The sequence below is a fragment of the Pseudoxanthomonas sp. CF125 genome, from assembly GCF_900104085.1.
In the GTDB taxonomy this organism is placed as follows: Bacteria; Pseudomonadota; Gammaproteobacteria; order Xanthomonadales; family Xanthomonadaceae; genus Pseudoxanthomonas_A.
Map to the genome: position 1 here is coordinate 227026 of NZ_FNLD01000003.1, position 12975 is coordinate 240000.

Genomic DNA, 12975 nt, shown 5'->3' on the forward strand with positions numbered 1-12975 from the left:
CATTCTTTGCCGACGGCCGATCAGAACTGCGCATCGCTGGTCTCCGTTCCCGTGGCCTTCGACGGAGTTTCTTCCTCGGCCTGTCCTTCGGGAGCGTTTCCTTCCGGAGCGTCCGACGGCGCGCTGGCACCGGCCGCGTACCAGGCCAGGAAATCCGCATCGCGCGCGATCGCCTCGTCCTGCGGCTCGAGCATCAGTTCGAAATCCGGATGCGTGAGCACGGCGGTAGCGGCATCGAACTTCGCCGCAGCTGGCTGCTCGGGGATGTCTTCGACTGTGATCTCCACCTGATCCTGCAGACGCTGGACGCCGTCCTCCCGGTTGGCGCCGGCGCCATGCGATGCCTGCCATTGCGGCCACCACCAGGTCGCCGCCAGCGCGGTCGCGCACGCCATCAGCACCAGTAACACCCACGGCCAGCGGCGACGTCTCAGCGGTGTGTCGGCCGGCGTCGCGGAAAGCGTTGCAGGCGGCGCAGGTCGTTCCAGCCGAGTGCCCAGAATGGCCGCTTCGCGCAGGCGCGCCAGACGCGCCAGGCGCTGCGGCGGCAAATCGCGCAACAGGGACTGGATCGCCTCGGCCAGCGTGCGCCAAGCCGAAGCATCGGGTTGTCCGCTGGCATCGCGCGGACAGGCCGAAGCGAGCGCTTGTTGATGGACTTCCGGGGCAATGCCCAGCACCGCCGCGGCCTCTTCCTCCGGCAGGCCCGCCGCCAGCCGCAGCAGCAGCGCCTGACGGGACAGCGGCTGCAATCCGGCCAGCGCTTCGACTCCCGCCGGCCACCGCGCCGTGGCCGCGGACTGACGCAACTGCGGGGTCGCCGCCAGCAGGGTCCAGAAGCGTCGCGGCCACTCGGCCATGGGCAACGTGCCGGCGTGGTTGCGGAACGCGCGCATGGCGGCCGCCAGGGCGTCGTCGCCCGCATCGCGGTCGCCGCACTGGAGTTCGGCGAACAACGCGCCCCGGCGTTCGACGCCACGCAGGAAGGCGGAGAGCGCGGCCGGCACGGACGCGGCGTCGTTCAAATTGCTGGGCATCGTGGAACCGGGGGATTCGTCGCCGCATCATAGCCGCGCACGGCTATTTTCTGAGCACGAAATGTTGCTTGACAGATTCCCAAAACCTGCTCTCCCAAGCGCCATAAGGCTTTGCGCCAAAACACGTTGTGCACAGCCGTCATTCGAATGTCATACGTGTGTCCAGGGACAGGCCCGGCATTCGCATTACAATCCTGTTTCACGGCCAACTTATTGATATTCATGAAGTTAATGGCGTTGGCGTTTTTTTAGCCAACCTCACGCCGAAGCTTGCTGCAAGCCTCCGGAAGCGTGGAGCAAGGCTTTCATGCACAGTTTTATCCACAGACCATGTGGATAAAGCAGAATCTCCAAGCGCAACGGCGACTTGCGTGATTTTCGTCACCTCCCAGGTAGCAATGACGTGCAACTGCAGCACGCCTTGCGAGGGGGCTTGCGGCGGTCGGTAAACTGGAGCCGATGCGCTCCGATGCCACCCTCCAGATCGTCCTGCCCTTGCCCTTGCCGCAGTGGTTCGACTATCTGCCGCCACCCGGCCATTCGCCAGGCGCCGACGACATAGGCAAACGGGTGCGAGTGCCGTTCGGTTCGCGCGAAATGACCGGTGTGGTGGCCGGCATCGGCATGGCGACCGGCGACGGGCCGGAACTGCGCCAGGTTCTGGAATTGCTGGATGCGGCCCCGCTGCTGCACGGCGAGCTGTTGGCTTCCCTGCGCTGGCTGGCGCGCTATACGCATGCGCCCCTGGGCGAGGTGCTGGGCACCGCGCTGCCGACACTGCTTCGTCAGGGCGAGCCGATGCCGGACACGCACGCCTGGGCTTGGCGGCTGACTGAAGCGGGAGCCACCGGCAGGGAGCGACTGCGGCAGGGCACTCGGCCGCGCCAGTTCGCAGACCTGTTGCAGACCGGTGCGCGCGATGAGGACAGCCTGGATTTGCAGATGGAGAGCTGGCGCACTGCAGCGCGCGCATTGACAAAGCGCGGGCTGGCCGAACGCGTGGCGATTCCCGCTTCGGCGCTTGCTCCGTCGCCGCAAAAAGGCCCCGAGCTGCATGCGGAACAGCAAGCGGCGGTGGACGCGATCCTGGCTGCGCGGGGTTTCGCGCCGCTGCTGCTGGACGGTGTGACCGGCAGCGGCAAGACCGAGGTCTATCTGCACGCGATCGCCGACTGCCTGCGTCGCGGCAAGCAGGCACTGGTGCTGGTGCCGGAGATTGGCCTGACTCCGCAGACCCTGGCGCGCTTCCGGCAGCGTTTGGGCGTGCCGGTGCTGGCGCTGCATTCGGGCTTGAGCGACAACGCGCGCGCGCGCGGCTGGGCCGCGTTCGCGCGCGGCGAGGCAAGGGTGGCGGTAGGCACGCGCTCGGCCGTGTTCACGCCGTTGCCCGAAGCGGGTCTGATCATCGTCGACGAAGAACACGACGGCAGCTACAAGCAGCAGGACGGCATGCGCTACCACGCGCGCGATTTCGCACTGATACGCGGCAAGGCGCTGGACGTGCCGGTAATCCTGGGCAGCGCCACGCCGTCGCTGGAATCGTTGCACAACGCCCTTGGCGGACGTTACGCGCACCTGCGGCTAAGCCAGCGCGCGGGCGACGCGAAACCGCCCTCGGTGCGCGTGCAGGACCTGCGCAAACGTCCGCTCGAAGCGGGATTGTCCGCGGAAACCATGGCCGCTATCTCCGCCGCATTGGAGGCAGGCGGACAAGTGCTGGTGTTCAAGAACCGCCGCGGCTACGCGCCGGTATTGATGTGCCACGACTGCGGCTGGAGCGCGCAATGCAAACGCTGCGGCACGCCGACCAAGAGCTCGCCCATGACCGTGCACGGCGGCGGACGCCGCTTGCAATGCCATCACTGCGGCGCGCGTCAGGCAGTGCCGCCCGCGTGTCCGGACTGCGGCGGGTTGGCGCTGCAGCCGCAGGGCATCGGCACCGAGCGCATTGAAGAAATGCTGATGGAGAAATTCACCGATGTGCCGGTGCTGCGTATCGACCGCAGCACCACCCAGCGCCGCGATGCGCTGGCAGGCCATCTGGGAAAACTGGGCGACCGTCCCGGCATTCTGATCGGTACGCAGATCCTGGCCAAAGGCCACGACTTGCCGCATCTCACCTTGGTGGTGGTGGTGGGGGTGGACGAAGGATTGTTCTCGGCCGACTTCCGCGCGGGCGAGAAACTCGCCCAGCAACTCATCCAGGTCGCAGGGCGTGCAGGACGCGCGCAAAAACCCGGAGAGGTCTGGCTGCAAACCCACCACCCCGACCATCCTCTGCTCAATACGCTGATCAATGGCGGCTACCACGCCTTCGCGCATAGCGAGCTGGAGCAACGTCAGGCTGCGGGGTTTCCGCCGTTCGCGCATTTGGCTTTGTTGCGGGCGGAAGCCAAGCATGTCGATGCGGCGAATGCGTTTCTGCATGCGGCCAAGTCGGTACTGCCTTCTCCCATTGGGAGAAGAGCCCGCCCCGTACTCGATACGGGGTGGCGCGAAGCGCCGGATGAGGGTGCGGGGAAGTTTTTGATGGCTGGAAGGACAGTAACTTCGCCGTACCCTCACCCCAACCCCTCTCCCGACGGGAGAGGGGCTTTGAACGTCGAAATCCAGGGGCCCATTCCCGCCCCTATGTCGCGGCGCGCCGGCATGCACCGCGCGCAGCTGCTGTTGTCCTCGCCCAGCCGCCGCGAACTGCATGCGCTGCTGGACGCCGCATTGCCCGCTATCTACGAACTGCCCGAAGCGCGCAAGACGCGCTGGTCGCTGGATGTGGATCCGCTGGATCTTTACTGATGGCGCGGTAGTCGCTTGATTCCGACATCGGTCTTGCCGATCGGCGCGCATCGCCTGCGCCTCCACCCCGCGTCCATGAAATAATGCGCTTCATGGAAACCTCCCGAGCGCTTTCCCCATGACCGCCAGTACGCTTCCGCACCTGGTCGTCATCGGCGGCGGGTTCGCCGGCCTGTGGGCCACGCGCGCACTGGCGGGTTCGCCGATGCGCATTACCCTGGTCGACCGTTGCAACCATCATCTGTTCCAGCCGCTGCTCTACCAGGTGGCGACCGCGGGCTTGTCTTCGCCTGATATCGCCGCGCCGCTGCGCCACATCCTGCGCAAGCAACGCAACGTGGAAGTGCGGTTGGCGGAAGTGCGCGACATTTCCGCCGCAGACAAACGGGTCTTGCTGGAAGACGGGAGTTGGATCGATTTCGATTATCTGCTGCTGGCCAGCGGTGCCACCCACGCCTATTTCGGCCACGACGAATGGGCCAGGCATGCGCCCGGCCTGAAGACACTGGACGACGCCTTGCAGCTGCGCCGGCACCTGTTGCTCGCGTTCGAGCGCGCCGAGGCCGAGCCGGATCCGGTCAAGCGCGCGGCCTGGCTGAATTTCGCCATCGTCGGCGGCGGCCCCACAGGCGTGGAACTGGCGGGCACGCTGGCGGAAATCGCGCGCCATACGCTTACCAACGAGTTCCGCAACATCAATCCCTCCGATGCGCGCGTGCGCCTGATCGAAGCAGGGCCGCGGGTGCTGTCTTCGTTTCCGGAAGACCTGTCGGAAAAGGCGCGCAGGCAACTGCAGAAGCTCGGCGTCGAGGTTTCCACCGGTACGCCGGTGACGCAGATAGACGAATCCGGTTACCGGTTGGGTGAAGAATTCATCGCCGCGCGCACCGTCGTCTGGGCGGCGGGCGTAGCCGCCTCGCCGCTGGCCAAGTCCCTTGGCGTGCCGCTGGACCGCGCCGGCCGCGTGCAGGTGCAGGCGGATCTGAGCGTGCCGGGATATCCGGATATCTTCGTCGCCGGCGATCTGGCTTCGGTGCAACAGGACGGCAAACCGGTACCCGGCGTGGCGCCCGCCGCCAAACAGATGGGCCGGCATGTCGCCCACGCGATCCGCGCGCGGCTGGCCAACAAACCAGCACCGGCTTTCCGTTACAAAGACTATGGCAACCTCGCCACCATCGGCCGGATGGCGGCGATCGTGCATTTTGGAAAACTGAAACTCTCTGGAATGCTGGCCTGGTGGTTCTGGCTGGCTGCGCACGTGTTCTTCCTGATCGGATTCCGCAACCGCCTGGTGGTGCTGCTCAACTGGGCGTGGGCGTATTGGAGCTACCAGCGCGGCGCACGCATCATCCTGGGCAGGGATGAGGAAGATCAGGCGCGATCTACGCGGCAGGCGTAGCAACCGGGCTTGGCGTAGTGGATGTGCAGATAAGCCGTGCGCGGGATCGCCAGTAACTGTTCGATGCCCCGCTCGGCCTCCGTGCCCGGCAGTACATCCGCTGACACCATCATGCCGTCCGCGTCGTAGGCGCGCAGCGATAAAGCGCGCGCGCGCAACAAGTCGGGGATCTGGTTCGGCGCTGGCGACGCCTGTTGCGCCGCTTCGCGGACATAGATGGGACCGTAGGCGCGATAAGGCGTATCGACGACATGGTGCGCGTGCGGAAGCAATACCAAGCGCTCGCCTTCGCTCGCATCCTGCAAGCTGACCCGGCACGGATACGCGGGCCTGCCATCGGCGATCACGCGGCGCATGTTGCGCGCGGACAGTTCGGCGTCGGACAAGGAAAACAGCGGCTGGAACGAGGCCAAGGGCAATGCGTTGATCTGGAAATTCACGGGAAGCTCCGCAGGTTGGGGACGACTCATCCTCCCCCGCAATCGCAAAGCGCGATATCCGGATCTTGCGGTGTTTCCGCTTCTATCGACTCGCGTAGTCCGGCCTGAAAAACGAATGGCCCGGTTTCCCGAGCCATTCGTATTCTTCGCGGTCGCGCGCGCCGCGATCAGGCCGCGAACAACGCCTTCATCTTCTTCAGCGCATTGGCCTCGATCTGACGGATGCGTTCGGCCGAAACACCGTACTCATCGGCCAGTTCCTGCAGCGTGACCTTGTTGTCGTCGTCCAGCCAGCGACGCATGACGATGTCGCGCGAACGCTTGTCCAGACCGGCCATTCCTTCGCGCAGCAGTTCCAGCTGGTTGTCTTCGCTGTCGGCGCGCTCGTAGGCCTGCGACGGATCCTCGTCCTGGGTCATCAGGTAGGCGCCCGGCGACGGCGGCGCGTGGTCGTCGTCTTCGTCGGACGGCGCATCGAAACCGATATCGCGGCCGGAAAGACGCGATTCCATTTCCAGCACTTCGCGCTTGGACACGTTGAGGTCGGCGGCGACCGCGGTCACTTCCGCATCGTTCATCCAGCCCAGGCGCGTCTTGGACTTGCGCAGGTTGAAGAACAGCTTGCGCTGCGCCTTGGTGGTGGCGACTTTGACGATGCGCCAGTTCTTGAGGATGAACTCGTGCATCTCCGCGCGGATCCAGTGCACGGCGAAGCTGACCAGGCGCACGCCCATCTCGGGGTCGAAGCGCTTGACCGCTTTCATCAGGCCGATGTTGCCTTCCTGGATCAGGTCGCCCAGCTGCAGGCCGTAGCCGTTGTAGCCGCGGGCCACATGCACGACGAAGCGCAGGTGCGAATGCACCAGCTCGCGCGCGGCGTCCAGGTCTTCGCCGTCGCGGAAACGGCGGGCAAGACTCTGTTCTTCCTCGACCGTGAGCACCGGAATCTGGTGCACGGCGCCGATATAGGCATCGAGCGAGCCGAGCGCGCTGGGGATGGGCAGATTGTTTGCCACCATGGCGGTGGCTGCAGAGGTCTGGTTCATGGCGGTCATTTTAGCAGTCGCGGAGTTGGACTGCTAAACGATAAAAGAGTTCCATCGTTTCGCCGGTGGAACGCCAGGATGCTCGGAAAAATGCGCTTATGACTCGCCGCCACCGCCAAATCTCATGGATTATTGTATAAAAATCAATTGCTTATAGAGTTATGCGAAATTCTAAGACTGTGACGGCGCGGGTAGGTCTTCTCCCACGCCGCCACGGTTCCATTCAGCCTGGAGACTCAGGCTGCGGCATCGCCCACGCGGTGGAAATGCTTGGCCACGATGCGCCATTGGCCGTCTATTTTCATCAGGTTGAGGTAGTCGGCCATGATGCTGTCGAACAATTGCAACCGCACTTTGACCAGGGCCATTTCGGGGGATAGCAGGTCGATCATCAGGATCTCGTCCTGGCGCGGAAAGCCGCGGCTCTGCGGCGACTCCCGGCCCTCGACCATGCGCCGGTATTCCGGCAGCGGCCGTACGATGGTCTTGCCGTCCTGCTGCGCATACAGCACGCAGTCCTTGTGGAACACCTGATCGAACAAGCTCAGGTCCTGGGTCTGCAATACGTCGAAGTAGGAGGCAAGAAATTCCTGGATTCCATTCATCATCATTTTTGTACGTGCTCCTTGGTTGTGATTCGAGAGCTTGTGCTCCCCGTGATGCATTGGCGGCGCGCCGGGCAATCTCGCGGCCACCGCCACCGCAATAGGATCAACGCAGGCTGTAGCCCGAGACGCGCCACACTTTGTCGTCGTCCATGTGGAACGACACCAGTTCGCGCACGGGCTGCGGCATGTTGGCGAACTTGGTGAGGTAGGCCACGTTGACGTAGTTGCCGGCAGGCACCTGTCCGCCTGCCGGATAGACGGTGCGCGTGATCGCCGCCTGTTTGCGATCGGTGACGGCGCCGAGCTTCTGCCGGTCCAGCGCAATCTGCCTGACGAACTCGTCCACGGCCACCACATTCTTGGCTACCGGTGAAGCGCCGCGCCAGACTTCGGCGGCGTTGTTTTTGTCCACCGTTTGCACGACCCACGCCGCGGCGTTGGCCATTTCGGCGTCTTGCCGCGCGACTAAGGCTTGCTGCGCGGGCGTCAGTTGCTGCTGCGCAGCCTGCGGATTCTGGGCGGGGGCACGTGCCGGCTGCGCCGCTTGCTGCGCCGACGCCGCGCCGGCAAAAGCCAGCAGCAGCGTAGCGAGTACGAACTTCGAGGTATTCATGTGCTCTCTCCCTGGAGTGGTGTCTGTGGGCGGCTCTGAGCTTATGCCAACTCAGGCCGCGCCACAGTCGTGCCTGCTTACTCGGCCGCGCTGGCGCGGACCTGGATTTCCACCCGGCGATTGGGCAACAGGCAAGATCGGTAAATTTCTCTATGTATCAAATTATTTCAGTGCCATTCGCCAGACCGACGAAAGAATTTGATATAGCGTCCGCGCCTGCATTCAAACATTATTGCCGCGAGCATCACCGCTGCCGGCGGCGAGCGGCAGGGATGATTCTCTCGCCTACAAGGAGTTCCTCATGCTTGCAGTAAGAGATGGCGATGCGGTACGACCGGCAACATTCTCGGTTGAAGCGGACAAGGCATTCGAGCAACTCGTGCGCTGCCTGAATCTGGAGTTCGAGCGCCTCTGGGACACCATGTTCGACTATGCTCAGCGGACGCTCGAAACACCGGGCTTGCAAACGCGCGATGAGATGCTGGAGAGGATCAATGCCGTTTCTTCCCGCGGTTTGCTCTATTCCCGCAATGTCATGGATATCCTGGCTACGCCGGAGCACGAACTCAAGGTGTTCGACCTCTGCGCGCTGGTGCGGGAGTGGGCGTACAAGACCAATGAGATCTTGCTTAGCATCCTGGATCTGTCCTGCCTCGTTCCACCCCACCCGGTCGACATATTCTTCGATATGAAAGCCATGCGTCTCATTCTTCTTACGCTGGCCACTTATGCTTTGCGCTCGTGCGAAACCGCCGGCTGGTCGATGATCGGCGTACGTAACGCGCCGCGCGACTACGGCGACAACCTCTCAGGCACCGACTACGTCGATCTCATGTTCTTGTGCCGCCCCACCCATCCCGATTCTTCCATGGTCGGCAGTTTCGACAAACAGTTTGCCGCGATCAAATCGCTGGTCAAACCTTTCTCCGGCGTTGCCGAAACCTGGACACTGCCCTCGGTGGGGACCAACGTGCGCATCCGCTTTCCGGTGGCTACGGCAGGGGCTTCTTTTGGCCTCGATTCCGCTTATCCAATCTCTTCACGCAACTCGGACTAGCAAGCGAGCTGACACGACCGCGCACGGATATGCGCACACGGCACGACTGCAGTTCCTTTGGGCTGGTTCCGATATGGGGAGTTAAGGTGCGCGCGCAGCGTCGGCTTTCGCCCGAACTTCGCGAAGCACGCGAAGCAGGTTTCCGCCCCAGATATTTTTGATGTCGCTTTCGGTATAACCCGCCGCCAGCAATCGTTCGGTGATCCGGGGCAATGCGGTGACATCCTCCAGTCCGGCAACGCCACCGCCGCCGTCCCAGTCCGCGCCGACGCCCACATGTTCGGGCCCTGCCACTTTCAGGATGTGCAGCAGGTGCCGCATGTAATCGTCCAGGGTGGCCGGAGCGACCGGGTACTTGCGGTAGATTTCCTGCCGTTCGCGCAATCGGGCCTGGATCTGCGCCGGACTGAGCGCGCTGTATTCGCCGACCCGCTTTTCCCACTCGGCCAGTGCCGCATCGCGCGCCGCATTTTTGGGCGTCGGAATCAGATATCCGCCATAGGCATTGACGTGGATGACTCCGCCTTTGGCCGCGAGTTTGCGCAAGCGCTCATCGTCGATGTTGCGCGGGTGCAGGTACAGCGCCTTGGCGCTGGTGTGCGAAAGGACGATGGGCGCCTTCGACAGCTCCAGCAGATCGTCGAAAACCTTGTCGCTGGCATGCGAGGCATCCAGGACGATGCCGAGCCGGTTGGCTTCTTCCACCAATGCGCGGCCACGGGGACTCAATCCGTTCCATTCCGCGCCGACGGGATCGGTCGATGAGTCGCCGAAGTCGTTGTTGCTGGTATGGGTGATTCCCAGCATCCGCAATCCCAGCGCGTAGTACGCACTCAGCAAGGTGGGGTCGCTGGCCAGCGGGTAGGCGTTTTCCATGCTGATGAAGACCACACGCTTGCCTGACTTCTCTATCCGCACCGCATCGTCGGCAGTGAGCGCCAGTTCGAAGTCTTGAGGATGTGCCGCGACCATTTCCCTGATCGCGGCCAGCCGCACCAGGCCGTGGTCGCGTGCGGCACGATTGCCGGCGGCGTCGCGCGCGCCTTGCGCTGTGTACACCACCCAAAAACCGCCATCCAGGCCACCTTCCTTCATGCGCGGTAAATCGACCTGGGCGAAATCGCCGTCTTGATCGTGACGATCGAGAATGCTCCAACCCGGGCGATGGAGATTGGAAGGAGTGTCCAGGTGAGTATCCAGCACCAATGCGACTTCATGCAGCGCACGCGCGGCATTGCCGACCTGTTCGTCGCTGCTCATGTTTGCGTGTTGCGCCAGGGCGGACGTCGCCAACAGCGCTAGCACTAGCATTGCGTATTTCGCCTTCATCGCTGGCTCCTGGATTTCCAGCGATCTTAGCAACCGCTTGCCCGGATCACAGCGCCGCGGCAAAAAAACGCCACCTCCTTGCGGAGATGGCGCTTTGGGGTAAAGACCCTTGCGATGACCTGTTGCGGGTCGCGCCTACGGCGCAAAAAGAAAACGCCGGATCTTTCGATCCGGCGTTTGGGGTAAGACCCTGGCGATGACCTACTCTTGCATGGCTTAAGCCACACTACCATCGGCGCAGCTGCGTTTCACTTCCGAGTTCGGGATGGGATCGGGTGGTTCCACAGCGCTAATTTCACCAGGGAGACGGTTGGAGCGTCGCTCATACCTATGCAAATAGGAGTGGCGCCTGTCTCTCATAAGGTCTTGGGAAGTAGTTTGCTATTTGGTTTTCAATCGACGTGTGTCGAGACTAAAGCAACTTGAGGTTATATGGTCAAGCCGCACGGATCATTAGTATCAGTTAGCTCAATGCATTACTGCACTTACACACCTGACCTATCAACGACGTAGTCTTCATCGTTCCTTTAGGGGGCTTGTGCCCCGGGAGATCTCATCTTGAGGCGCGCTTCCCGCTTAGATGCTTTCAGCGGTTATCGCTTCCGAACGTAGCTACCCGGCAATGCCACTGGCGTGACAACCGGAACACCAGAGGTTCGTCCACTCCGGTCCTCTCGTACTAGGAGCAGCCCCTCTCAAATCTCCAACGCCCATGGCAGATAGGGACCGAACTGTCTCACGACGTTCTGAACCCAGCTCGCGTACCACTTTAAATGGCGAACAGCCATACCCTTGGGACCGACTACAGCCCCAGGATGTGATGAGCCGACATCGAGGTGCCAAACACCGCCGTCGATATGAACTCTTGGGCGGTATCAGCCTGTTATCCCCGGAGTACCTTTTATCCGTTGAGCGATGGCCCTTCCATACAGAACCACCGGATCACTAAGACCTACTTTCGTACCTGCTTGATCCGTCGATCTCGCAGTCAAGCACGCTTATGCCTTTGCACACAGTGCGCGATGTCCGACCGCGCTGAGCGTACCTTCGTGCTCCTCCGTTACTCTTTGGGAGGAGACCGCCCCAGTCAAACTACCCACCATACATGGTCCCCGCTCCGGATTACGGAGCTAGGTTAGAACGTCAAGCACGACAGGGTGGTATTTCAAGGTTGGCTCCACGACAGCTAGCGCCATCGCTTCAAAGCCTCCCACCTATCCTACACAGACGAACTCAACGTTCAATGTAAAGCTATAGTAAAGGTTCACGGGGTCTTTCCGTCTTGCCACGGGAACGCTGCATCTTCACAGCGATTTCAATTTCACTGAGTCTCGGGTGGAGACAGCGCCGCTGTCGTTACGCCATTCGTGCAGGTCGGAACTTACCCGACAAGGAATTTCGCTACCTTAGGACCGTTATAGTTACGGCCGCCGTTTACTGGGGCTTCGATCAAGAGCTTCGCCTTGCGGCTGACCCCATCAATTAACCTTCCAGCACCGGGCAGGCGTCACACCCTATACGTCCACTTTCGTGTTTGCAGAGTGCTGTGTTTTTGATAAACAGTCGCAGCGGCCTGGTTACTTCGGCCTCCCCCAGCTATTAACCAGAAGAGGCGCACCTTCTCCCGAAGTTACGGTGCTATTTTGCCTAGTTCCTTCACCCGAGTTCTCTCAAGCGCCTGAGAATTCTCATCCTACCCACCTGTGTCGGTTTACGGTACGGTCTTCGTGAGCTGAAGCTTAGGAGCTTTTCCTGGAAGCGTGATATCAGCAGCCTAGCCCTAATGGGCCGGTCCTTAACCTCAACATTAAACCCCCGGATTTGCCAAAGGGTTCTGCCTCAGTTCTCTCACCAGGACAACCAACGCCTGGCCTGCCTAACCTTCTCCGTCCCTCCATCGCACTCACGCGAGGTGCAGTAATATTAAACTGCTTCCCATCGACTACGGCTTTCGCCCTCGCCTTAGGGGCCGACTAACCCTGCGTCGATTAACGTTGCGCAAGGAAACCTTGGGCTTTCGGCGTGCGGGTTTTTCACCCGCATTATCGTTACTCATGTCAGCATTCGCACTTCCGATACCTCCAGCAGACTTCTCAATCCACCTTCAACGGCTTACGGAACGCTCCTCTACCGCGCATAACAAAGTTATGCACCCCAAGCTTCGGTTCATCGCTTAGCCCCGTTAAATCTTCCGCGCAGACCGACTCGACCAGTGAGCTATTACGCTTTCTTTAAAGGGTGGCTGCTTCTAAGCCAACCTCCTGGCTGTCTATGCCTTTCCACATCGTTCACCACTTAGCGATAAATTTGGGACCTTAGCTGTGGGTCTGGGTTGTTTCCCTTTTCACGACGGACGTTAGCACCCGCCGTGTGTCTCCCATACAGTCTGTCTTGGTATTCGGAGTTTGCAATGGTTTGCTAAGCCTCGATGGCCCGCTAGCCATAACAGTGCTCTACCCCCAAGAAGATTCATATGAGGCGCTACCTAAATAGCTTTCGAGGAGAACCAGCTATCTCCGGGTTCGATTAGCTTTTCACTCCTAATCACACCTCATCCCCTACCTTTGCAACGGGAGTGGGTTCGGGCCTCCAGTACCTGTTACGGCACCTTCACCCTGGGCATGACTAGATCACCCGGTTTCGGGTC

9 protein-coding genes and 2 rRNA genes (1 of these 11 only partly in view) are annotated in these 12975 nt (G+C 61.7%); 3 read left to right on the forward strand and 8 right to left on the reverse strand.

The window, feature by feature from the left end; all coding sequences use genetic code 11:
* Nucleotides 1-20 precede the first annotated feature (20 nt).
* Entirely contained in the window at nt 21-1037 is a 1017-nt protein-coding gene (locus BLR66_RS19250) for a hypothetical protein (protein WP_176943898.1), read from the reverse strand.
* Nucleotides 1038-1496: 459 nt separating this feature from the next.
* Between BLR66_RS19250 and BLR66_RS14585 the strand changes: the two genes are divergently transcribed.
* On the forward strand, nt 1497-3833 hold the full coding sequence (locus tag BLR66_RS14585) for a primosomal protein N' (RefSeq protein ID WP_093288554.1): 2337 nt from the start codon (nt 1497-1499) through the stop codon (nt 3831-3833).
* A 118-nt stretch (nt 3834-3951) separates the two neighbouring features.
* On the forward strand, nt 3952-5235 hold the full coding sequence (locus BLR66_RS14590; protein ID WP_093288557.1) for an NAD(P)/FAD-dependent oxidoreductase: 1284 nt from the start codon (nt 3952-3954) through the stop codon (nt 5233-5235).
* On the opposite strand, the gene BLR66_RS14595 is transcribed toward BLR66_RS14590, so the two are convergent.
* The 4 genes from BLR66_RS14595 to BLR66_RS14610 all read right to left on the reverse strand — a co-directional run bounded on the left by BLR66_RS14595 (nt 5208) and on the right by BLR66_RS14610 (nt 7942).
* Nucleotides 5208-5675: a DUF1203 domain-containing protein gene (locus BLR66_RS14595; RefSeq protein ID WP_255402632.1), complete on the reverse strand. Its 468-nt coding sequence runs from the start codon at nt 5673-5675 to the stop codon at nt 5208-5210. The genes BLR66_RS14590 and BLR66_RS14595 overlap by 28 nt on opposite strands.
* Nucleotides 5676-5842: 167 nt before the next feature.
* Nucleotides 5843-6721: an RNA polymerase sigma factor RpoH gene (rpoH, locus tag BLR66_RS14600; protein WP_093289878.1), complete on the reverse strand. Its 879-nt coding sequence runs from the start codon at nt 6719-6721 to the stop codon at nt 5843-5845.
* 236 nt (nt 6722-6957) lie between these two features.
* Nucleotides 6958-7332 (reverse strand): nuclear transport factor 2 family protein, encoded by a 375-nt coding sequence (locus BLR66_RS14605; protein ID WP_093288564.1) that lies wholly within the window; start codon nt 7330-7332, stop codon nt 6958-6960.
* Between the two features lie 100 nt (nt 7333-7432).
* Nucleotides 7433-7942: a DUF4019 domain-containing protein gene (locus BLR66_RS14610; protein WP_093288567.1), complete on the reverse strand. Its 510-nt coding sequence runs from the start codon at nt 7940-7942 to the stop codon at nt 7433-7435.
* Nucleotides 7943-8243: 301 nt separating this feature from the next.
* Between BLR66_RS14610 and BLR66_RS14615 the strand changes: the two genes are divergently transcribed.
* Nucleotides 8244-8999, forward strand: a complete 756-nt coding sequence (locus BLR66_RS14615) for a hypothetical protein (RefSeq protein ID WP_093288570.1) — start codon at nt 8244-8246, stop codon at nt 8997-8999.
* Nucleotides 9000-9080: 81 nt separating this feature from the next.
* Here BLR66_RS14615 and BLR66_RS14620 read toward each other — a convergent pair whose 3' ends face one another.
* From BLR66_RS14620 to BLR66_RS14630, 3 genes are all read right to left on the reverse strand, one after another.
* Entirely contained in the window at nt 9081-10259 is a 1179-nt protein-coding gene (locus BLR66_RS14620) for a dipeptidase (RefSeq protein ID WP_255402634.1), read from the reverse strand.
* A gap of 257 nt (nt 10260-10516) precedes the next feature.
* Nucleotides 10517-10631: ribosomal RNA gene (gene rrf / locus BLR66_RS14625) — 5S ribosomal RNA — on the reverse strand.
* Between the two features lie 129 nt (nt 10632-10760).
* A 23S ribosomal RNA gene (locus BLR66_RS14630) occupies nt 10761-12975 on the reverse strand; it runs 650 nt beyond the window's last position.

Bases quoted from the DNA above. Each gene is read 5' to 3' on its own strand.
- BLR66_RS14585 (WP_093288554.1), top strand. From the start codon at position 1,497: ATGCGCTCCGATGCCACCCTCCAGATCGTCCTGCCCTTGCCCTTGCCG.
- BLR66_RS14615 (WP_093288570.1), top strand. From the start codon at position 8,244: ATGCTTGCAGTAAGAGATGGCGATGCGGTACGACCGGCAACATTCTCG.
- BLR66_RS14590 (WP_093288557.1), top strand. From the start codon at position 3,952: ATGACCGCCAGTACGCTTCCGCACCTGGTCGTCATCGGCGGCGGGTTC.
- rpoH (WP_093289878.1), bottom strand. From the start codon at position 6,721: ATGAACCAGACCTCTGCAGCCACCGCCATGGTGGCAAACAATCTGCCC.
- BLR66_RS14605 (WP_093288564.1), bottom strand. From the start codon at position 7,332: ATGATGATGAATGGAATCCAGGAATTTCTTGCCTCCTACTTCGACGTA.
- BLR66_RS19250 (WP_176943898.1), bottom strand. From the start codon at position 1,037: ATGCCCAGCAATTTGAACGACGCCGCGTCCGTGCCGGCCGCGCTCTCC.
- BLR66_RS14610 (WP_093288567.1), bottom strand. From the start codon at position 7,942: ATGAATACCTCGAAGTTCGTACTCGCTACGCTGCTGCTGGCTTTTGCC.
- BLR66_RS14620 (WP_255402634.1), bottom strand. From the start codon at position 10,259: ATGAGCAGCGACGAACAGGTCGGCAATGCCGCGCGTGCGCTGCATGAA.